Raw genomic sequence first — 21,211 nt, 5'->3', positions numbered from 1 at the left:
TCGTTTTCAAGACTATATAGTGTTTCGGGCACGGGACCAACGGGGTCAGCCCTGGCTGCCCATGCGGCTCAGTGCGTCGCGGTAGCGCAGCATCTGCTTGGTGCCGTGCAGCCGCTCGGCACGGATGATGCTTATCAGATCCTGCTTGGCGCGTTCGATATCGTCGTTGACGACGATGTAGTCGTACAGCGCCGCGCGGTCCACCTCGGAACGCGCCTCGGCCAGACGGCGCTGGATGACCTCCTCGCTGTCGGTGGCACGGCCGCGCAGGCGGCGCTCCAGCTCGTTGATCGAGGGCGGCGCGATGAAGATGGTGATCACCCCATCGAACAGGCGGCGTACCTGCTCGGCGCCCTGCCAGTCGATCTCGAGCAGGATGTCGCGACCTTCGGCCAACTTCTCGCGCAGCCAGGCGGCGCTGGTGCCGTAGTAGTTGCCGTACACCTCGGCATACTCGAGGAAATCACCGGCCTCGATCATGGCAAGAAACTGCTCCTTGCCCACGAAATGGTAGTGCGTCCCCTCCACCTCGCCTTCGCGCGGCGCGCGCGTGGTGTAGGAAACGGACAGCTGCACCGCCGGGTCGACCGCCAGCAAGGCCGACACCAGCGTGGTCTTGCCGGCACCCGAAGGGGCAATAACGATGTAAATGTTACCGCTGGGCTGAACCATGTAAGCGTACATCCTGCGCCAAAAGATAATTTTTCAGGATACCACAAGCACTTCAAGCGGTTAAGACGTTCACCAAGCGGCCTAGTCCTGGCGAAGGACTAGCCAGTCCCCTGCCACTATTGCAAAATGCGCAGCTTAATCAAACCAATATGCCATTTTCGAGGGGTTTTCCATGTCACTGCTGGATAGCTTTTTCAAACTCAAGGAACACGGCACCTCGGTCAGAACCGAGGTCATCGCCGGCGTCACCACCTTCCTGACCATGGCCTACATCATCCTGGTCAATCCGCTGATCCTGTCGGGCACCGGCATGAACCTGGACGCCGTGTTCGTTGCCACCTGCCTCGCCGCCGCGTTGGGCACCGGCATCATGGCGCTGGTCGCCAACTACCCGATCGCGCTGGCGCCGGGCATGGGGCTCAACGCCTACTTCACCTTCACCGTGGTGGGCGGCATGGGCGTGCCGTGGCAGGCCGCGCTGGGCGCGGTATTCATCTCCGGCGTGGTGTTCCTGGCGGTGAGCCTGTTCAAGGTACGCGAAGCCATAGTCAACGCCATTCCGCGCTCGCTGAAATTCGCCATTTCCGCCGGCGTCGGCATGTTCCTCGCGATCATCGCGCTGAAGAACGCCGGCGTCATCAAGGCCCATCCAGCCACCTACCTGACCCTGGGCGACATCCATAACCCGACCACGCTGCTCGCTATCCTGGGCTTCTTCGTCATCGTGGCCCTGGAGTACCGCAAGGTGCCGGGCTCGATCATCCTCGGCATCCTGGCGGTGACCGCGCTGTCGATCACGTTTGGCCTGTCCAAATTCAACGGCGTCGCTGCATCCGTGCCCAGCATGGCGCCGACCTTCATGCAGATGGACCTGCACGGCGCACTCAACGCCGGCCTGCTAGGAGTGATCTTCGTGTTCTTCTTCGTCGACCTGTTCGACACTACCGGCACGCTGATCGGGGTGTCGCACCGCGCCGGCCTACTGGACAAGGACGGCAAGCTGCCACGCCTGAAGCGCGCCCTGCTGGCCGACTCGATCGCCATCACCGCCGGTGCGGTGATGGGCACCTCTTCCACCACGGCCTATATCGAAAGTGCGGCGGGCACCGCCGTCGGCGGCCGTACCGGCCTGACCTCGCTGGTGGTGGCCATTCTGTTCCTGGCCTGCCTGTGGCTGTCGCCGCTCGCCAAGACCGTGCCACCCTACGCCACAGCCCCGGCGCTATGCTACGTTGCCGTACTGATGTGCCGCGGCCTGGCGGAAATCGAGTGGGACGACCTCACCGAGTCGGCCCCGGCCGTCATGACCGCGCTGGCGATGCCATTTACCTTCTCCATCGCTGACGGCATCGCCTTCGGCTTCATCAGCTACGCCGCCCTCAAGCTCTTGAGCGGCCGCGTTACCGAACTCAAGCCGGCGGTGCTGGTGATCGCGGCACTGTGGGTCTTCAAACTGGCCTTCTTCGCCTGAGGAGCAATGGGCGTATGGAAAACCTGAACAGCCTCGATTTGTCCGGCTACCTCAAGAGCCGGATCCGCACCGTACCGGACTGGCCGCAGCAGGGCGTGATGTTTCGCGACATCACGCCGCTGCTGCAGAACCCCAAGTCCTTCCGCATGCTGATCGACATCTTCGTCTATCGCTACATGGAGGAGAAGGTCGACCTGATCGCCGGTCTCGACGCTCGTGGCTTCATCATCGGCTCGGTACTGGCCTACGAACTGAACGTCGGCTTCGTACCCATCCGCAAGAAGGGCAAGCTGCCGTTCAAGACCGTGTCGGAGGAGTATGAGCTGGAATACGGCAACGCCACGGTGGAAATGCACACCGATGCCTGCAAACCCGGAGACCGAGTGGTGCTGATCGACGACCTGGTCGCCACCGGCGGCACCATGCTGGCCGGGGCCAAGCTGCTGAAGAAACTCGGCGCCGAACTGCTGGAGGCGGCGGCCATCATCGACCTGCCAGAACTGGGTGGCAGCCAGTTGGTGCGCGACAGCGGACTGGAGCTGTTTACCGTGTGCTCCTACGACGGTCACTGAGGACGGAACACACGCTACTGGAAACGCAAACGGGCCTCACGGCCCGTTTTTATTGGTTTAGCTGGCACACAAAAAAAGAGGATACGGCGAGTCACCGTATCCGTCCAAGCACACACACATAAACCCAAGGAAGTAGCGGAGAAAGCGCTCGCGCACTCAGTGCTTGCGCGACTCGTTCTTCACATTACGGATGAACAGCGTCACGCAAACGCCCACGACGAGGCTGGCGACCACGATGGTGATCAGGCTCAAGAGCCCGACGTCATCGGATAACAGTTGTTTCCAGAGTTCCATTTTGCCCTCCTGTGGCGGCTGTGCTCGCCTTGATGACTTTGACTGCCAACCATCATACCCATGACAGGATGTCGGGAATTGACGTAGGTCAAAGGCATGTTTTTCTGCACTAGGCGGGCACAAAGGGCGAAAAAAATGGCCCCGGTTCGATTCCGGGGCCATGTCTTTTGTCACTAGTCGACAGCGTTTTACTTGCTGGCGCTCATGTCCTTGGAGAGGAAGAAGGCATCCGAGAAGAACTCATCCTCAGGCAGCCCGAGCTCGCAGGTAAAGCTGCGGTGCGCGGCCTCCACCATGACAGGGGCGCCGCAGGCGTATACCTGATGGCCGGAAAGATCGTCGAAATCGTCCAGCACCGCCTGGTGCACGAAGCCGGTGCGACCGGTCCAATTATCCTCGGGCAACGCCTCGGACAGCACCGGAATGTAGGTGAAGTTGGCGTTGGATACCTGCCACTGTTCCGCCAAGTCGGCCATGTACAGGTCAGCCTTGGTGCGCGCCCCCCAGTAGAACACCATGGGACGGGTAATGCCGCTGTGCAGAGCATGCTCGACAATGCCCTTGATCGGGGCAAAGCCAGTGCCGCTGGCCACGAACACGATGGGTTTATCCGAATCCTCGCGCAGGAAGAAAGTGCCCAACGGTCCCTTGAAGCGCATGATCTCGCGCTCTTTCATCTGGGTGAACACGTACTCGGAAAACGAGCCGCCGGGCTGGTGACGGATGTGTAACTCGAGGAAAGCATCGTCGTGCGGGGCGTTGGCGATCGAGAAGCTGCGCTTCTTGCCATCCTTCATCAGGATGTCGATATATTGGCCGGCGTGGAACTGCAAGCGCTCGGAAACCGGCAGCTTCAGCTTCAGCACCGCGACGTCGTGCAGCTTCTCGATTTTCTCGACGCGGCACGGCAGGGTCTTGACCGGAATGTCGCCGATGCCGGTGACTTCGCGCACCTCGATGGTCAGGTCGCCTTGCGGCTTGGCGCAGCAGAACAGGGCGTAGCCTTGCACCCGCTCCTGCTCCGGCAGGGCCTTCTCCTGGTAGCCATCCTGGCACACCTCGCCTTCCAGTACCTTGCCCTTGCAGGCGCCACAGGCGCCATCGCGGCAGCCGTATGGCAGGCCGACACCATGACGCAGGGCCGCCTCGAGAATGGTTTCGTGGTCGTCGACCGGGAAGGTGTGTCCACTCGGGAGCACTTTGACTTGAGCAGTCATCTCGTTACTCTACCTTAAGCTCGCTAAAATGCGGTGTATGCGTACTCTATTGATTGCAGGCTTCGGCGACGTGGCGCGCCGGGCCGTTCCTTTCCTGGCGCCGAGCTGGCGGTTGCTGGCGCTGGTGCGCCGGCCGAAACAGATAGCCGAAGCCCGCAGCCTGGGCGTCCTGCCGGTGCTCGCCGACCTCGATGACAAACGGAGCCTGACACGTCTGGCCGGACTGGCCGACGCCCTGCTCTATACCGCCCCGCCGCCGGAACGCGGTGAAAGCGACCCGCGCCTCGGCAAGTTGCTGCGCGCGCTGGCAAAGGGGAAAAGTCTACCACAGCAGATAGCCTATATCAGCACCAGTGGGGTCTACGGCGATGCCGGCGGTGCCTGGCTGGACGAAACCGCCCCCCTGCATCCACAAAGCGCGCGCGCCAAGCGGCGCGTCGACGCCGAACGCCGCCTGCGCGCCTTCGCCCGGACTCATGGCGCCACCGTGACGATCCTGCGCGCTCCAGGCATCTACGCCGCCGAGCGCCTGCCAACGACACGGCTAATCAACGGCACACCGTTGATCGCGGCGGACGAAGACAGCTACGGCAACCACATTCACGCCGACGATCTGGCACGGATTTGTGTTGCCGCACTGCGTCGCGAGGGTGGTATCCGTGTCTACAACGCCTGCGACGCCGAACCGTTGATGGTGGGCGAATGGTATGACCGCCTGGCGGACGCGCTGGGCATGCCGCACGCCCCCGCCTACCTCGGGTCGAAGTGCAGGCCGCCGTCTCCCCTGCCCTGTGGTCGTTCCTGGCCGAGTCGCGGCGGCTGGATAACGGCCGATTGCGGCGGGAATTGGGCGTCCGCTTGCGCTACCCGACCGTGGCGAGCTTTCTCGCCACCCTGCCGAGCCCGACAACGTGATGTCGGTTCCGGTCACGCCAGGATCACGGTGACCGACATCACTCACGCCAGGAAGGGAATGTCTCGCCACCTCGCGCCAGATTCGGTAACATCGCGCTTTTTTTGACTTTTCCAACGAAGACCGCCATGGAAAACCCGGCTTTTCAGCGACACATCAAGAGCTTTGTGCTGCGTCAGGGCCACCTGACGCCGTCCCAGAAGCGCGCCATGGACGAAGGCATGCCGCGCTGGGGTATCGAGTACCGCCCCGAGACCCTCGACCTCGAGCAGGCATTCGGCCGCCAGGCACCGAAAATCCTGGAAATCGGCTTCGGCATGGGGACCGCCACGGCGGAAATCGCCGCCAACAATCCGCAACAGGACTACCTGGGCGTCGAAGTGCATTCGCCGGGCGTGGGCAACCTGCTCAAGCTGATTGCCGAGCAGGATATTTCCAACCTGCGCCTGATCCGCCATGACGCCGTCGAGGTCATCGACCACATGCTGGCCGACGCCTCGCTCGACGGCATTCACATTTTCTTCCCGGACCCATGGCACAAAAAACGCCACAACAAGCGCCGGCTGATCCAGAGCCCGCTGGTGGCGAAGCTGGTGAAGAAACTAAAGCCGGGTGGCTACCTGCACGCCGCCACCGACTGGGAAGATTATGCGATCCAGATCCTGGAGGTGTTTTCGGCCAACCCCGAGCTCGCCAACAGCGCCGACGGCTACGCCCCGCGCCCGGACTACCGCCCGCTCACCAAGTTCGAGCAGCGCGGCATCCGCCTCGGCCACGGGGTGTGGGACATCATCTTCCGGCGTAACTGAGCCGGAGATCTCGATGCCTAGGCCCGCTCGACGGCAAGCCTGGGCGCGTGCCTCACCCGCCCAACAAACGATCGATATCGTCGAGCAGCTCATGCGGCTGCACCGCCGGCTCATAGCGCTTGACCAGCCGCCCCCTGCCGTCGATCAGGAACTTGGTGAAGTTCCATTTCACCGGCTGGGGATGATCGGTGTCGGCGCGAGTCAGCCAACGCCACAAGGGATGTGCCTCGTCGCCGTTGACAGCGACCTTGGCGTAAAGCGGAAACGTCACCCCGAAACGACTCTGGCAGAACGCAACGATGCTGTCCTCGGCTCCCGGCTCCTGCCCGCCGAACTGGTTGCAGGGAAAGCCAAGCACGGCGAACTCCTCGCCGGCGAAGTACACCGCCAGCTCCTGCAAGCCGGTGTATTGCGGCGTGAAGCCGCATTCACTGGCGGTATTGACCACCAGTACCACCATGCCGGCGTAGCGCGACAGGGATTCGGGACTGCCGTCGATACGGCAGGCGGAAAAGTCATGGAGCGTGGTCATGGTGGGTCTCCGTCTCGTATAATCGGCACTGCTACAGCACAGGAGCCGCCGCGCGCAGCATCCTCCGTTTTTCTCCTCAGGTAGATCGCCATGTTCAATCCCAGCCGCCAGGATGCACGCCGTTTCTTTTTCGACACCTGGGCCAAACACCAGCGCAACGAGCCGCTGACCGATCTGGAAAAAATCACGCTGACCATCCTGCTGGAGCATCCGGAATACCATGCCATCGTCGGCCAGCCCGAGCGCTACCTGGAACAGGAATGGACGCCGGACATGGGAGAATCCAACCCCTTCCTGCACCTGAGCCTGCACATGGCGATCGAGGAGCAACGTTCCATCGACCAACCCTTCGGCATCCGCTCGCTCTACGCCCAGCTCGCCCTGCGTCTGGGCGACGAGCATGCCGCCCAGCACCAGATGATGGAATGTCTTGGCGAAATGATCTGGCACGCCCAACGCTATGGCGGTGGCCCGGACGTCAATCGCTACATTTCCTGCGTGCGCGGCCGGCTGGGCATGGGCGAAGAAGAAACTCCACGCATCAACCCCAACGATGCCGGCGACTGACAAGGCGCTTCCGGTTCTTTAGGTGATAGCCCAAGTTGGCGACGGCCACAAACCCGGAAATGGCAAGCGAGGAAAATCGATGCCAAGCCTGCCCAACGCGCCCCTAGCCACGCTCTAGAGCAAAAAAAGCACCCATGCATAGCACGGGTGCCTATCCCTCGCTTTATTCGCCTTAGACGATGCGACGCAGCCTACGCCCCTCGATGAAGGCTTCGATATTTTCGACCAGTTGCCCGGCCAGCCGGCTCATCGCCTCGTGGCTGGCCCAGCCAACGTGCGGGGTAACGATCAGATGCGGCAGCCGCGCCTTGAGCAGTGGATTCCCCTCGTTCGGCGGCTCGACCGTCAACACATCGAACCCGGCTCCCCCCAACTGACCATACTTGAGCGCCGCCACCAGCGCCTCCTCGTCGACCAGCCCGCCACGTGCGGTATTGATCAGCACGGCTCCCGGTTTCATACGCTGCAGTTCCTCAGCGCCGATCATATTGCGGGTTTGCTCGGTCAACAGGCAATGCAGCGACAGCACGTCCGAGCGGGTCAGCAGGGTATCGAAATCGACGTAGCCCTCGCGTACGCTGGCCGCCCCCTTGCGCTCGCCAAACAGCACGGTCATGCCGAAGGCACGTGCACGCGACGCCAACGCCTGACCAATGCCACCAGAGCCAATGATGCCCAGTGTGGCGCCCTGCAGGTCGCGAATCGGCGCGCCGAAATGGCAGAACTGCGGCGCGTTCTGCCACACGCCAGCCGCCACGTCGCGCTGGTAGGCCGGCAGGTTGCGGAACAGCGCCAGCATCATCATGAAGGCGTGCTCGGCCACCGTGTCGTCGCCGTAATGCTGGATGTTCGCCACGGCCACGCCGCGTTCGCGGCAAACCTCAAGGTCGATATGGTTCACCCCGGTCGCCGCCACCGCCAGCAGCTTCAGCGCCGGCAGGGACTCAAGTGTGGCACGGTTGAACGGCACCTTGTTGGTGATGACGATCTCGGCCCCTTCGGCATGGCTGACGATCTGCTCTCGCGTGGTGGCCGGGAATTCATGGTAATGATGGGGGAAGGCAAAAACAGGAACCGGGACAGGCAAGCTGTCCCGGTCCAGAAACGCGATGGAATGGGTCATGTAGTCGTCGTCAGCGCTCAAAGGTGATCAAATCGCGGTAGGCATGCCAGGTGGCCAAGCCGATCACCGGCATGATCACGATCAGGCCGACGAAGTAGGTGACAAAGCCCACCACGGTGAGGGCAACAATCATAGCCGCCCACACCAGCATCGTCAGCAGGTTCTTATACACCGCCTGCAGGCTGGCCACCATGGCGGTGACGGTATCCACCTCCTTGTCGAGCAACATCGGCAACGATACCGCGCTGACCGCGAACACCAGTGCCGCGAAGAAGAATCCGATGCCAAAATACGCGACCAGGAAGCCCACGTTCTCGGGCTTGAAGGCGTTGGTCACCACCATGTTCAGCGTTGGCAGGGTTGCCGTGTCGTAGAACAGCGCAAACATCAACAGCGACATGCGGAACCAGCCGAACACCAGCACCGCCAGCAGCACGGCGTACAGTGCAAAGCTGTGCATGTTGACCCGCCAAGCCATCATGCTGTGGACCAGCGTGACGCGACCACGGCCATCGAATGCCTCCATCTGCTTGGCGATGTCGTAAAGACCGATCGCCAGGAACGGTCCGGCCAGCAGGAAAATGGTCGACAGGGTTATGACGATCTCCGGCGCCTGCTCGAAGTAAGTCGTCAACAGGTATCCCATCAATACGAAGACGGCGCCGTAAAACAGCGAGTCGGCCGGAGCCCGCTGCAAATCCTTGAACCCCTGACGCAGCCATTTGGCTGGGTACGACACGTTGACATGCTTGACGACCGGGTGCTCGTTTGACGGATGGTGTGCGATATCCATGATGTATCCCCTTTGCAGCAAGTGTGTGTGGCGGACAAACCCGGCATTAGTTTTTTTATAAGCCATAACCACGGAAACACAACCTGGGAGGGACCGCCAACGGGACGACGCCGCCGGGCGTCGCTGCTACAATGAATAGCTTGGATGACTCTAACGAAAGGACTGGGCTGATGGCGTCCGAACTGATCATTGAAGAACTGCAACTAGGCGACGGTGCCGAAGCCACCGTCGGCCAGGAAGTCACCGTGCACTACACCGGCTGGCTCACCGACGGCACCAAGTTCGACTCGAGCAAGGACCGCTTCCAGCCGTTTTCCTTCCCGCTGGGCGCAGGTTACGTAATCAAGGGCTGGGATCAAGGCGTAGCCGGTATGAAAGTCGGCGGCAAGCGCAAACTGACCATCCCGGCAGAGCTGGGCTACGGCGCACGCGGCGCCGGTGGGGTCATCCCGCCTAATGCCACACTGATCTTCGAAGTGGAACTGCTGCAGGTGGGCTGAATATCAACCACTGTTGCAACAAAAAAGGCCATCGCATGCGATGGCCTTTTTTGTTGCAACAGGGCGATTCATTTCTTGGGCGTCAACGGCGCAGGATGGCCGTTCTTTTTCTTGCGGTAACAAGCCATCGCCACTCCCACCAGCAACAGCGCCGCCACGATCAGAATCCCGGCCTGGCCGCGGTGCACCCAGGTCATCAGCCAGTCACGGTTGGCAGCCCCCAGATAGCCCAGATACACCCACACCGGCACCGAAATGAGCGCAGCAAAACCATCCATCAGCAAAAAACGCCAATAGGGCACACGCCGGGTCATCCCGGCGGTGATAAAGATCGGCGAACGCAAACCAGGTAGAAAGCGCGCCACGAACAACACCCAGTTGCCGTACTTGTCGAATTTTTCCTGCACCGCGGCAAAACGCTCCTGGGTGAGGATGCGGGCAATCGGCTTGAAGCGCAGCACGCGATGGCCGTAGTGATGGCCAAGCGCAAACATCAAGCCATCACCGAACAGCACACCGGCCATGCCTACCAAGACCATCCAGTCGACGTTGGCAAACCCCAAACCGGAAATAATGCCGCCCGCCACCAGCGTGATGTCTTCCGGGATGGGCACGCCACAACCACAGGCCAACAACACCAGGAACACGGCGAGATAGCCATACCCGGTAAAGAAATCGAGAAGAATCTGCAGAATATCCATGTAGGCCCGTCTGTCCATCCCCCTGCGCCAGGCAGAGTTGGTGCCCCGTTTTCAGAGCGGGGACGTATCGTGGAGCATCATGATAACACAGCCCATCGTTGCAATTTCTTGATACCGAACAGCCTTCTCCATCGCATCACGGAATCGCCCCCAGCGCCCCGAATAGCAAAAAAACCCACGGCCAGATAGCTGTGGGTTTTTGCAGGAAGTGGACCAAACAGGCTCAGCCAGCGGAACTTTCGATCACGGCCGCGATTTCCCGTGCCCACTTCTCCGACAAGGCATGATCGTCCGCCTCCACCATCACGCGCACCACCGGTTCCGTGCCACTGGGGCGCAGGACAACCCGGCCGCGCCCCTGCAAGGCAGTCTCGGCCGCTGTCAACACGTCGGCGGAGGCGGCTTTCCAGTCCTGCCCCTTGAGCCGCACATTGATCAGCGTCTGCGGGAAGGGCTGCCAATCGCGGCAGACACTGGCCAGATCCTGCCCCAGCTCAGCCAGGGCGGTCAGCACCTGGAGACAGGAAATGATGCCGTCTCCGGTGTTATGTTTATCGAGGCACAGCACATGGCCGGAAGCCTCCCCCACCAGCCAGCCATTGTTGTGCAGCATCTCGAGGACGTAGCGGTCGCCCACCTTGGCCCGACCGAACGGCACCGCCATCTTCTGCAAGGCCAGTTCCATGCCCATATTCGTCATCACGGTGCCGACCACGCCGCCCTTCAGCTCACCCTTGGTGGCACGCGCCTTGGCGATGACATAGATCAGCTGGTCGCCATCATAGACCTGGCCTTTGCGGTCCACCATCATCAGCCTGTCGCCATCACCATCCAGTGCCACGCCATAATCGGCCTCGTGCTGCAGCACCGCCGCCTGAAGGGTCTTGGTATAGGTGGCACCGACCTTGTCGTTGATGTTATAGCCGGTCGGCTCGCCGCCAATCGTCACTACCTCGGCCCCCAACTCGTGGAACACCTTGGGAGCGATGTGATAGGTGGCGCCGTGGGCGCAATCGACCACCAGCTTCAAGCCCTTGAGATCACGGTCGTTGGGAAAGGTGCTCTTGCAGAACTCGATGTAGCGCTCGGCCGCGCCATCGATCCGGCGCGCCCGCCCCAACTCGCGGGAAGGCCGGGTTTCCATCGGCTGCTCGAGCATTGCCTCGATTTCCAGCTCGATGGCATCATCCAGCTTCTTGCCGCCTTCGGCGAAGAACTTGATGCCGTTATCGTGATAGGGATTGTGCGAGGCCGAGATCATGACCCCTGCCGACAGGCGCAAGGCACGCGTCAGATAGGCGATACCCGGGGTCGGCAGCGGCCCGGTGAGCAGCACGTTGACCCCGGCGGCGGTCAAACCCGCCTGCAAGGCGGCTTCCAGCATATAGCCGGAAATCCGCGTGTCCTTGCCGATCAGCACGGTCGGATGCAAGTCGTTCTCGTGGTTGACCAACACCCGTCCGGCGGCATAACCCAGTTTGAGTACGAATTCGGGGGTGATGGGAAATTGGCCGACTTCGCCGCGGACGCCATCGGTACCAAAGTATTTGCGAGCCATATTATGTTGTATCCCTGAAAAACGGCACGACATTGTACTGCCAGCCGACATGAGGTGTCAGTGATGAGCCCGTTCCAGCGCGGCCAGCAACTGCAGCGCCTGACGGGTAGCCTTGACGTCGTGCACCCGGACCACTTTGGCGCCGCGCCGCGCCGCTTCCAGCGCAGCCGCCACACTGGCCCCCAGCCGCTCGGCCGGTACCTCTTCACCGGTCACCGCGCCGAGCATCGACTTGCGCGACATGCCGACCAGGAGTGGGACACCCGCCAGCTGTTCGACGTCGGCCAGGCGTTGCAACAGCTGCAGGTTATGCTCCAGCGTCTTGCCAAAACCAAACCCCGGGTCGCCCAGCAACCGCGCGTGCTCGATGCCATGCTCCAGGCACAAGGCCACGCGCCGGCCAAGATAGGACCCGACTTCATCAACCACATCGCGATAGTGCGGATTGTGCTGCATGGAATCAGGATTGCCTTGCTTGTGCATCAGGCAGATACCAGCCCGGCTCTCCACCACCACGGCCAGCGCCCCCTCGTCCTCCAGGGCCGAGACGTCGTTGATCAGATCGACCACGCCGGCCTCCAGCGCGGCACGCATCACCGAGGCACGGCGAGTATCGAGCGACAGCGGTACATTCAATGAAGCCAAACGTTCGAGCACTGGCAACACCCGCGCCTCCTCCTCTTCCGGGCTGACGTAGGGGGCGCCGGGGCGGGTCGATTCACCGCCGATGTCGAGGATATCCGCCCCCTCCTCCAGAAGCCTCTCGGCATGAGCCAGGGCAGTATCGAGCCGGTTGAAGCGGCCGCCGTCTGAAAAGGAATCGGGGGTAACGTTGAGAATGCCCATCAACAGCGGGCGATCCAACGCGAGCGAAAAGCGTCCGCACACGAAGTCGGTCATGGTATTGCCTGTAGAGAGGTCGCAAAAAAGGCGGCAGCACGATGCTGCCGCCTTGGGTAAGGATGAAACGGCTCAGTGTTCCTGCGCCGGGGTCGCACTAGGTTCCGGCGCAGTACCGGTCGGCTTGTCGCCGCCACCGCTACCTGCCGTGCTGCGGTCGGGACGCGGCGGACGCGGCGGACGACCGGCCATGATGTCGTCGATCTGCTCGGCATCGATGGTCTCCCACTCGAGCAGCGCCGCGGTCATCGCTTCGACCTTGTCGCGGTGCTCTTCGAGCAGGCGGCGCGCCAGTCCGTACTGTTCGTCGATGATGCGGCGGATTTCCGTGTCCACCTGCTGCATGGTCGCTTCCGACATGTTCTTGTGGGTCGTGACCGAGCGGCCGAGGAACACTTCGCCCTCGTTCTCGCCGTACACCATCGGCCCCAGCTTGTCGGACATGCCGTAGCGGGTCACCATGTCGCGTGCCATCTGGGTGGCACGTTCGAAGTCGTTCGAGGCACCGGTGGTCATCTGGTTCATGAACAGCTCTTCGGCAATACGGCCGCCGAACAGGATCGCGATGCGATCCATCAGGTAGCCGCGGTCGTAGGCGTAGCGGTCCTCTTCGGGCAACTGCATGGTCAAGCCCAGCGCGCGGCCACGCGGAATGATGGTGACCTTATGCACTGGATCGGACTTGGGCAGTAGCTTGGCGACCACGGCGTGGCCGGATTCGTGATAGGCGGTATTACGCTTCTCTTCTTCCGACATCACCATGGACTTGCGCTCGGCGCCCATCATGATCTTGTCCTTGGCGGCCTCGAAGTCGTCCATGTCGACCAGGCGCTTGTTGCGGCGTGCGGCGAACAGCGCCGCCTCGTTCACCAGGTTGGCGAGATCCGCGCCGGAGAAACCCGGCGTCCCGCGCGCGATGACCGATGCCTCGACATCGGCGGCAATCGGCACCTTGCGCATGTGCACCGAGAGAATCTGTTCGCGGCCACGGATATCCGGCAGCGGCACCACCACCTGACGGTCGAAACGGCCGGGACGCTGCAGCGCCGGGTCCAGCACGTCAGGACGGTTGGTGGCAGCGATCACGATCACCGTGGTATTGGTTTCGAAGCCATCCATCTCGACCAGCAACTGGTTGAGGGTTTGCTCGCGCTCGTCGTTGCCACCGCCGAGGCCGGCGCCGCGCTGGCGACCGACCGCGTCGATTTCATCGATGAAGATGATGCATGGGGAATTTTTCTTGGCCTGCTCGAACATGTCGCGCACGCGTGCCGCACCGACACCGACGAACATTTCGACGAAGTCGGAACCGGAGATGCTGAAGAACGGCACCTTGGCTTCACCGGCAATGGCCTTGGCCAGCAGCGTTTTACCGGTACCCGGGCTGCCGCACAGCAGGATGCCGCGCGGAATGCGGCCACCCAGGCTCTGGTAGCGCGAGGGATCGCGCAGGTAGTCGACGATCTCCTTGACCTCTTCCTTGGCTTCATCGCAGCCGGCGACGTCCTGGAAGGTCACCGTATTGGTGTCCTGGTCGAGCATGCGCGCCTTGCTCTTGCCGAACGAAAACGCCCCGCCCTTGCCGCCGCCCTGCATCTGGCGCATGAAGAAAATCCACACACCGATCAGGAGCAGCATCGGGAACCAGCTGATGAACAGGCTCATCAGCATGCTGGGCTCCTCTTCCGGCTTGGCCGAGAAGCGCACGTTGTTCTTGATCAGGTCATCGACCAGTTGCGGGTCGTAGGGAGCGTAGGTCATGAAGGAGGAGCCGTCGGCTCGCTTGCCTTTCAGCCACTGCCCGCGCAACGGATGCCCTTCGATGCTCAACGACTGCACCTTACCCGACTCGACATCGCTGATGAACTGCGAATACTCGATCTGGTTCTGGGTATCCTGACGCTTGTTGAACTGATTGAACACCGTCATCAGTACCAGACCGATGATCACCCAAATGGCGATGTTTTTGCCGATATTGTTCACTAGAGCGGACTCCTCTGTGCCCTGACTTAGCTGGTTGCCCGTATTGATACGGATTGTAACCCCCGTAGGGGTGGATGTCAGCGACGACCTTTGCCCAACAGGTAAATTTCCGTGGAGCGGTCACGCGAAGCCTTGGGCTTGCGGCTGACCACCTCGTCGAACAGTTCCCGCATGGACTTGAGGTAAGGCTGGAAGTCGCTACCCTGAAAAACTTTGACGAGAAAGCTCCCGCCCGGTTTCAGATGGTCGCGGACAAATTCCAGCGCCAGCTCGCACAAGTGAAAACTGCGCGCCTGATCAATGGCGCTCATACCTGAGATATTGGGGGCCATGTCGGATATTACAAGATCAAGTTCGCGCCCACCGAGCAACGCGACGAACTGGTCGAGGACTTCCTGCTCGCGAAAATCGCCCTGAATGAACTCCACGTCAGCAATCGGGTTCATCGGCAGGATGTCGAGCGCATACACTTTGCCCTTGTCGCCGACCAGCCGCGCCGCCACCTGCGACCAGCTGCCCGGTGCCGAGCCCAGGTCGGCGAGCACCGTGCCGGGGCGGATCAGCTTGTCCTTGTCGTTGATTTCCAAGAGCTTGTACGCGGCACGGGCACGGTAGCCGTCCTTTTGCGCCATGTGCACGTAGTGATCGTGCACATGCTCGCGCAGCCAGTCGTTGCTGGATTTACTTCTAGCCATTGATGTCCTGCTCAGTCGTCTTGAAAACAGCCCCACCCCGCTCGTGCTGGCGGGAGGCCGTGCAGCCAGGCTGCCATTTTTTAAAGGTACCCCAGGCAGCGCCACCCGCAAAGTCCGTGCAGGCCCCGGCCGCATGCTATCGGACGGCTGCCGCCAAATGAGAGCGAGTACACCGAGGTCACGCCATGGGCATTCCCACCTAGAGGGATAACGCATGTCTCTGTTTTCAGCCGCTATTTCCACCAGAAGCGGGGGCGGAATTTGGGGTAAAGGCCGAAAGTTTAGTAGAATCTCGTTTTATTCAGGAAGCTCATGCCCATGAAAATCGAACTTGCTCCCTTCGAGCGCCAATACCTGAAAGGACTCGCCCACGATATCAAGCCGGTGGTGATGATCGGCAACCACGGCCTGACCGAGGCGGTAGTTCGGGAAATCGCCATCAACCTCGATGCGCACGAACTGATCAAGATCCGGGTGCAGGGCGACGACCGCGATGCCCGCGTGGCTCTGTACGACAAGATCTGCGACGAACTGGGCGCCGCCCAGGTCCAACACATCGGCAAGCTCCTGGTGCTGTGGCGCCCGTCCGACAAGCAGCGCGTGGTGCTGCCGAAGAGCAAGAAGGCGCTCAAGGCGCAGCCCTGATTTAACCCAGGGAACACGAAAAAAAGCGGTGGCCGGACCACCGCTTTTTTTCGCCCCGCCCCCGGCTGCCGGCAGCGACACGGGAATGAGCCTGCCACTCGGCGGCGTCAGCTGTCCCGGCGCAGGATATAGGCCAGCGCCATCAGGCTCTGCAGCAGATAGATCAGGCTCGAGATCGCGTGCCAGGTGGCAAAGCCCCCGCCAAACAAGCCCTCGGCCGCCTGGTTCATCTGCAGCTTGAGATTGGCGATGATCGGCGACACGGCAAAATGGTTGATCAGGGTGCATGACAGCATGCCGATGATCAGCCAGAACGTGGCGGACTTGACGCCACGCAGGCCATCGCGCCAGATGAAATCCACCAGCAGGAACACCCCGCACACCAGCCCGACCCAGGCGATGGCAGAAAACAGCTTGCCGGCCACCATGCCGGCGGTGCCGCGGTCGAGCACCGAGAACAATACCGGGGTGACGATGATGCCGATGATCCACATGCCACCGATCCAGAAGGTGCGGGTAATCGCCCTCAATCCATCCATGCGCAGTCCCCTTTATCCAAACCTGCCAGGCGCGGCCCCACCGTGCCGCAAGCCGCTCAGATGTATTTGACGTCCAGGATTTCGTACTCGCGGATGCCGCCCGGGGCCATCACTTCGGCCACATCGCCGGCTTCCTTGCCGATCAAGGCGCGGGCGATCGGCGAGTTCACCGACACCTTGGCGAACTTGATGTCCGCTTCGTCGTCGCCGACGATCTGGTAAGTGACCTCGTCCTCGGTCTCCAGATCCATCAGTTCGACCGTGGTGCCGAACACGATGCGGCCTTCCGCATCCAGCTCGCTCGGATTGATGATCTGGGCATTGGAGAGCTTGCCCTCCAGCTCCGCGATGCGGCCTTCGACAAACGCCTGACGCTCCTTGGCCGCGTCGTATTCGGCGTTCTCCGACAGATCGCCATGGGAGCGGGCTTCGGCAATGGCCTCGATCACCGCCGGACGTTCCACGCTCTTGAGCCGCTGCAGTTCTTCTTTCAGCAGTTCTGCGCCACGCAGGGTCAACGGGACTTTGTTCATTCGACTTCTCTCCGCAGGCGGGATACCCGCCATCATGAAAAAGCACAAGCCGCCGTACGGGACGGCGGCTTGGCTGCTAGTAGCTTGCTGGCTGAATTGTAACGGCAAACGGCGCGGGGTTCAAAGGTTGGCCGAAACCCGCACCGTCCGTGTCGTCAGCCGTTTCGGACCATGGCGTGCAGGTCCTGCACGCTGTACACGTCGAACTCCTCGGCATGTGCCATGCCGACACACACAGCCTTGGCACCGGCCAGGGTGGTGTACTGCGGCACGCGCATCTGCAGCGCGGAGCGGCGGATCGAGTGGCTATCCTGGATGGCCTGACGCTTTTCATCCACGGTGTTGAACACCAGGCTGATCTCGCCGTTCTTGATCATGTCGACGATGTGCGGGCGGCCTTCGTTGACCTTGTTGATCAGCTGCACCGGGATGCCGGCTTCCTGGATGCCGCGCGCGGTGCCACGGGTGGCCACCACCTCGAAGCCCAGACGCACCATCTCACGCGCCACTTCGACAGAACCGGCCTTGTCGCTGTTGCGCACCGACAGGAACACCTTGCCCGCCTTCGGCAGGCGGTCGCCAGCTGCGAGTTCGGCCTTGATGAAGGCTTCGGCGAAGCTGCGGCCGACCCCCATCACCTCGCCGGTGGACTTCATTTCCGGACCGAGGATGGTATCCACGCCAGGGAACTTGATGAACGGGAACACCGCTTCCTTGACCGCGTAGTACGGCGGCACCACTTCCTTGGTGAAGCCCTGCTCGGTGAGGCTGATGCCGGCCATGCAACGTGCGGCGATCTTGGCCAGCGGTGCGCCGGTGACCTTGGAGACGAACGGCACGGTACGCGAGGCACGCGGGTTCACTTCCAGCACGTAGATGGTGTCGCCCTGGATGGCGAACTGCACGTTCATCAGGCCGACCACGTTCAGCGCCTTGGCCATGGCCACGGTCTGGCGGCGGATTTCGTCCTGCACCGCGGGGAACAGGCTGTACGGCGGCAGCGAGCAGGCCGAGTCGCCGGAGTGCACGCCGGCTTGCTCGACGTGCTGCATGATGCCGCCGATCACCACCAGCTCACCGTCGGATACCGCGTCGACGTCGACTTCGATGGCATCGTTGAGAAAGCGGTCGAGCAGCACCGGGCTGTCGTTCGACACCTTCACCGCCTCGCGCATGTAGCGCTCGAGGTCGGCCGGCTCGTGGACGATTTCCATGGCACGGCCGCCCAGCACGTAGGACGGGCGCACCACCAGCGGGTAGCCGATTTCTTCGGCCAACCTCATGGCGTCGGCCGGGGTACGTGCGGTGCGGTTCGGCGGCTGCTTCAGGCCGAGCTCCTGCAACATCTTCTGGAAACGCTCGCGGTCTTCGGCGCAATCGATCATGTCCGGCGTGGTGCCGATGATGGGCACGCCGTTGGCCTCGAGCGCACGCGCCAGCTTCAGCGGGGTCTGGCCGCCGTACTGCACAATGACGCCGAACGGTTTCTCGACGTGGCAGATCTCCAGCACGTCTTCCAGCGTCAGCGGCTCGAAGTATAAGCGGTCGGAGGTGTCGTAGTCGGTCGAGACGGTTTCCGGGTTGCAGTTGACCATGATGGTCTCGAAGCCGGACTCGCGCAGCGCCAGCGCGGCGTGCACGCAGCAGTAGTCGAACTCGATGCCCTGGCCGATGCGGTTCGGACCGCCGCCCAGCACCATGATCTTCTTGCGGTCGGTCGGCCGCGATTCGCACTCTTCCTCGTAGCTCGAGTACATGTAGGCGGTATTGGTGGCGAACTCGGCAGCGCAGGTATCGACGCGCTTGTACACCGGGCGCAGGTTGAGCGCCCAGCGGCGCGCGCGCACCGCACCCTGGTCGACGCCGAGCAGCGCGCCCAGACGGCGGTCGGAGAAGCCCTTGCGCTTGAGGCGACGCAGTTCGGCGTAGTCGAGCTCGTCGAGCTTGCGACCGGCCAGCGCCTTTTCCTCGCCAACGATGTCCTCGATCTGGGCCAGGAACCACGGATCGATCTTGCTGATGGCGAAGATGTCGTCACGGCTCAGGCCGGCACGGAAGGCGTCGGCGACGTAGAGGATGCGTTCCGGGCCCGGCGTGCCGATCTCGTGACGGATCTGCTCCAGGTCGGTGGTCACCGGGTCGAAGCCGGCCAGGCCGGTTTCCAGCCCGCGCAGCGCCTTCTGCATCGACTCTTGCAGGGTACGGCCCATCGCCATCACTTCGCCCACCGACTTCATCTGGGTGGTCAGGCGGTCGTCGGCCTGCGGGAACTTCTCGAAGGCGAAGCGCGGGATCTTGGTGACGACGTAGTCGATCGACGGCTCGAACGAGGCCGGGGTGGCGCCGCCGGTGATGTCGTTCTTCAGTTCGTCGAGGGTGAAACCGACCGCCAGCTTGGCGGCGATCTTGGCGATCGGGAAGCCGGTGGCCTTGGACGCCAACGCGGACGAACGCGATACGCGCGGGTTCATCTCGATGACGATCATCTCGCCGGTGTCGGGATTGGTGGCGAACTGCACGTTGGAGCCGCCGGTATCGACACCGATCTCACGCAGTACCGCCAGCGAGGCGTTACGCATGATCTGGTATTCCTTGTCGGTCAGCGTCTGCGCCGGCGCGACGGTGATCGAGTCGCCGGTGTGCACGCCCATCGGGTCGAAGTTCTCGATCGAGCAGATGATGATGCAGTTGTCGTTGCGGTCGCGCACGACTTCCATCTCGTACTCTTTCCAGCCGAGTACCGATTGCTCGATCAGCAGTTCGTGGGTCGGCGAGGCTTCGAAGCCGCGCTCGCAGATCGCCAGGAACTCTTCCTTGTTGTAGGCGATGCCGCCGCCCGAGCCGCCCATGGTGAACGACGGGCGGATCAGCGTCGGGAAGCCCACCTTGGCCTGGGCCGCCAGCGACTCTTCCATGGTGTGGCAGACGAAGGACAGCGGGCAGGACAGGCCGATCTTGGCCATGGCCTCCTTGAAGCGACCGCGGTCTTCCGCTTTGTCGATGGCGTCTTCGGTGGCGCCGATCAGCTCGACCTTGTACTTCTCCAGCACGCCGTTGCGCGCGAGGTCGAGCGCGCAGTTCAGCGCGGTCTGGCCGCCCATGGTCGGCAGGATCGCGTCCGGACGCTCCTTGGCGATGATTTTTTCCACCACCTGCCAGTTGATCGGCTCGATATAGGTGACGTCGGCCATGTCCGGGTCGGTCATGATGGTCGCCGGGTTGGAGTTCACCAGGATGACCTTGTAACCCTCTTCACGCAGCGCCTTGCACGCCTGGGCGCCGGAGTAGTCGAATTCACACGCCTGGCCGATCACGATGGGACCGGCGCCGATGATGAGAATGCTCTTTAAGTCAGTACGTTTTGGCATCGTTTTGGCTCAATTTGGATCGTTTATTCAGAGCTTGTGAATAAATCTGCTGCGCACCCCATCCCGATCCTGCGAGGCTCGCCGTACCATTTGTACGGCTGCACTTCTCGAATCGGCCTGAGGGCGCTCGCGACGATTTCTTTCACAAGTTCTCAGTTCAGGCTCGCCGCGGCCAGCTTGGCGCCGAAGCCCAGGAACAGCGCGCCGGTACCGCCGGTGGCGACGCTCGCCAGCCGGCGCCGGGCGCGGAAGGCTTCGGCCAGGCGGCTGCCGGCCAGGATCAGCGCCGTCAGGTAGCTGATGCTGCACACCTGCAGCATGCCCCCCAGGGCGACGAAGGTCAGCACCGGGTAAGGGTAGGCCGGATCGACGAATTGCACGAAGAACGAGAGGAAGAACAGGATGGCCTTGGGGTTCATCAGGCTCAGGGTCAGCGCCCGCCGGAACGGATCGCGATTACCCAAGGTCACCAGCACGCTCAGCGCTGCCGGCGCCGGAGCAGACCAGCGTCGCAGCGCGGCGCGCAGCATGTTGATACCCATCCACGCCAGGTAGGCGGCACCGATATACTTGACCACCCAGAACAGCGCCGGATAGCTCTTCAGCAACGACGCGGCTCCGGCGGCGGTGGCCACCATCAGCAGCGTATCGCCCACCAGTACCCCGCCGGCGGCCTTGAAGCCCGGACGCACCCCGCGCTGCGCTCCGACCGACAGCACGTAGAGCGAGTTCGGCCCCGGCAGCAGGATGATGAAGATGGTGCCTATCAGGTAGGTCAACGGATCGGTAATTCCCAGCATGCTCTGACTCCCGTCTAGGCCGGCGC

The 21,211-nt window shown here is 62.2% G+C and carries 22 protein-coding genes; 7 read left to right on the top strand and 15 right to left on the bottom strand.

Going from position 1 to position 21,211, the window contains the following annotated elements:
- Positions 1-45: 45 nt before the first annotated feature.
- A complete protein-coding gene (gene gmk, locus ABKF58_RS08435) occupies positions 46-672 on the bottom strand; it encodes a guanylate kinase (RefSeq protein WP_014088327.1) in 627 nt (208 codons plus the stop codon).
- 172 nt (positions 673-844) lie between these two features.
- Between gmk and ABKF58_RS08430 the strand changes: the two genes are divergently transcribed.
- Both ABKF58_RS08430 and ABKF58_RS08425 read left to right on the top strand, forming a co-directional pair.
- A complete protein-coding gene (locus ABKF58_RS08430) occupies positions 845-2,143 on the top strand; it encodes an NCS2 family permease (RefSeq protein ID WP_482584117.1) in 1,299 nt (432 codons plus the stop codon).
- A 14-nt stretch (positions 2,144-2,157) separates the two neighbouring features.
- The gene (locus tag ABKF58_RS08425) at positions 2,158-2,715 is read left to right on the top strand and encodes an adenine phosphoribosyltransferase (protein ID WP_482584116.1); all 558 of its coding nucleotides are present in this window, start codon (positions 2,158-2,160) and stop codon (positions 2,713-2,715) included.
- 156 nt (positions 2,716-2,871) lie between these two features.
- Here the strand turns inward: ABKF58_RS08425 and ABKF58_RS08420 are convergent, their stop codons facing one another.
- Both ABKF58_RS08420 and ABKF58_RS08415 read right to left on the bottom strand, forming a co-directional pair.
- On the bottom strand, positions 2,872-3,009 hold the full coding sequence (locus ABKF58_RS08420) for a DUF3149 domain-containing protein (protein WP_008952508.1): 138 nt from the start codon (positions 3,007-3,009) through the stop codon (positions 2,872-2,874).
- Positions 3,010-3,197: 188 nt separating this feature from the next.
- Positions 3,198-4,226, bottom strand: coding sequence for a CDP-6-deoxy-delta-3,4-glucoseen reductase (locus tag ABKF58_RS08415; protein WP_482584115.1), 1,029 nt, complete (start codon positions 4,224-4,226; stop codon positions 3,198-3,200).
- Positions 4,227-4,263: 37 nt separating this feature from the next.
- On the opposite strand from ABKF58_RS08415, the gene ABKF58_RS08410 reads away from it, so the two are divergent.
- A complete protein-coding gene (locus ABKF58_RS08410) occupies positions 4,264-5,247 on the top strand; it encodes an SDR family oxidoreductase (protein WP_482584114.1) in 984 nt (327 codons plus the stop codon).
- A 20-nt stretch (positions 5,248-5,267) separates the two neighbouring features.
- Complete coding sequence (trmB, locus tag ABKF58_RS08405) at positions 5,268-5,948, top strand: tRNA (guanosine(46)-N7)-methyltransferase TrmB (RefSeq protein ID WP_008952505.1); 681 nt, start codon at positions 5,268-5,270, stop codon at positions 5,946-5,948.
- 52 nt (positions 5,949-6,000) lie between these two features.
- Here trmB and ABKF58_RS08400 read toward each other — a convergent pair whose 3' ends face one another.
- Positions 6,001-6,480 carry a glutathione peroxidase gene (locus ABKF58_RS08400; RefSeq protein ID WP_482584113.1) on the bottom strand — a complete coding sequence of 160 codons (480 nt, stop codon included), beginning with the start codon at positions 6,478-6,480 and terminating at the stop codon, positions 6,001-6,003.
- A gap of 90 nt (positions 6,481-6,570) precedes the next feature.
- On the opposite strand from ABKF58_RS08400, the gene ABKF58_RS08395 reads away from it, so the two are divergent.
- Positions 6,571-7,047, top strand: a complete 477-nt coding sequence (locus tag ABKF58_RS08395; protein WP_482584112.1) for a DUF1841 family protein — start codon at positions 6,571-6,573, stop codon at positions 7,045-7,047.
- 172 nt (positions 7,048-7,219) lie between these two features.
- On the opposite strand, the gene ABKF58_RS08390 is transcribed toward ABKF58_RS08395, so the two are convergent.
- Positions 7,220-8,170 carry a D-2-hydroxyacid dehydrogenase gene (locus ABKF58_RS08390; protein ID WP_482584111.1) on the bottom strand — a complete coding sequence of 317 codons (951 nt, stop codon included), beginning with the start codon at positions 8,168-8,170 and terminating at the stop codon, positions 7,220-7,222.
- 10 nt (positions 8,171-8,180) lie between these two features.
- Positions 8,181-9,029, bottom strand: coding sequence for a DUF2189 domain-containing protein (locus tag ABKF58_RS08385; RefSeq protein ID WP_482584347.1), 849 nt, complete (start codon positions 9,027-9,029; stop codon positions 8,181-8,183).
- Between the two features lie 104 nt (positions 9,030-9,133).
- Between ABKF58_RS08385 and ABKF58_RS08380 the strand changes: the two genes are divergently transcribed.
- The gene (locus ABKF58_RS08380; protein ID WP_008952500.1) at positions 9,134-9,463 is read left to right on the top strand and encodes an FKBP-type peptidyl-prolyl cis-trans isomerase; all 330 of its coding nucleotides are present in this window, start codon (positions 9,134-9,136) and stop codon (positions 9,461-9,463) included.
- A 68-nt stretch (positions 9,464-9,531) separates the two neighbouring features.
- On the opposite strand, the gene ABKF58_RS08375 is transcribed toward ABKF58_RS08380, so the two are convergent.
- The 5 genes from ABKF58_RS08375 to rlmE form a co-directional block, all read right to left on the bottom strand.
- Entirely contained in the window at positions 9,532-10,164 is a 633-nt protein-coding gene (locus ABKF58_RS08375; protein ID WP_482584110.1) for a DedA family protein, read from the bottom strand.
- 223 nt (positions 10,165-10,387) lie between these two features.
- A complete protein-coding gene (glmM, locus tag ABKF58_RS08370; protein ID WP_482584109.1) occupies positions 10,388-11,722 on the bottom strand; it encodes a phosphoglucosamine mutase in 1,335 nt (444 codons plus the stop codon).
- 57 nt (positions 11,723-11,779) lie between these two features.
- A complete protein-coding gene (gene folP / locus ABKF58_RS08365; protein ID WP_482584108.1) occupies positions 11,780-12,622 on the bottom strand; it encodes a dihydropteroate synthase in 843 nt (280 codons plus the stop codon).
- A 72-nt stretch (positions 12,623-12,694) separates the two neighbouring features.
- On the bottom strand, positions 12,695-14,605 hold the full coding sequence (gene ftsH, locus ABKF58_RS08360; RefSeq protein ID WP_008952496.1) for an ATP-dependent zinc metalloprotease FtsH: 1,911 nt from the start codon (positions 14,603-14,605) through the stop codon (positions 12,695-12,697).
- A gap of 77 nt (positions 14,606-14,682) precedes the next feature.
- A complete protein-coding gene (gene rlmE / locus ABKF58_RS08355; RefSeq protein WP_008952495.1) occupies positions 14,683-15,300 on the bottom strand; it encodes a 23S rRNA (uridine(2552)-2'-O)-methyltransferase RlmE in 618 nt (205 codons plus the stop codon).
- Positions 15,301-15,618: 318 nt separating this feature from the next.
- Here rlmE and ABKF58_RS08350 point away from each other — a divergent pair, with 318 nt between their 5' ends.
- A complete protein-coding gene (locus tag ABKF58_RS08350; protein WP_014088336.1) occupies positions 15,619-15,945 on the top strand; it encodes a YhbY family RNA-binding protein in 327 nt (108 codons plus the stop codon).
- Positions 15,946-16,052: 107 nt separating this feature from the next.
- Here ABKF58_RS08350 and ABKF58_RS08345 read toward each other — a convergent pair whose 3' ends face one another.
- The 4 genes from ABKF58_RS08345 to leuE form a co-directional block, all read right to left on the bottom strand.
- Positions 16,053-16,484, bottom strand: a complete 432-nt coding sequence (locus ABKF58_RS08345) for a DUF4149 domain-containing protein (protein WP_008952493.1) — start codon at positions 16,482-16,484, stop codon at positions 16,053-16,055.
- Between the two features lie 56 nt (positions 16,485-16,540).
- Positions 16,541-17,017, bottom strand: a complete 477-nt coding sequence (gene greA, locus ABKF58_RS08340) for a transcription elongation factor GreA (RefSeq protein ID WP_008952492.1) — start codon at positions 17,015-17,017, stop codon at positions 16,541-16,543.
- A gap of 155 nt (positions 17,018-17,172) precedes the next feature.
- Entirely contained in the window at positions 17,173-20,385 is a 3,213-nt protein-coding gene (gene carB, locus ABKF58_RS08335; protein WP_014088337.1) for a carbamoyl-phosphate synthase large subunit, read from the bottom strand.
- Between the two features lie 152 nt (positions 20,386-20,537).
- Positions 20,538-21,185 (bottom strand): leucine efflux protein LeuE, encoded by a 648-nt coding sequence (gene leuE / locus ABKF58_RS08330; protein WP_482584107.1) that lies wholly within the window; start codon positions 21,183-21,185, stop codon positions 20,538-20,540.
- Between the last annotated feature and the right edge of the window lie 26 nt (positions 21,186-21,211).

Source organism: Pseudogulbenkiania sp. AW2-16 (assembly GCF_056824575.1).
This window is presented reverse-complemented; position numbering and strand designations above follow the sequence as displayed.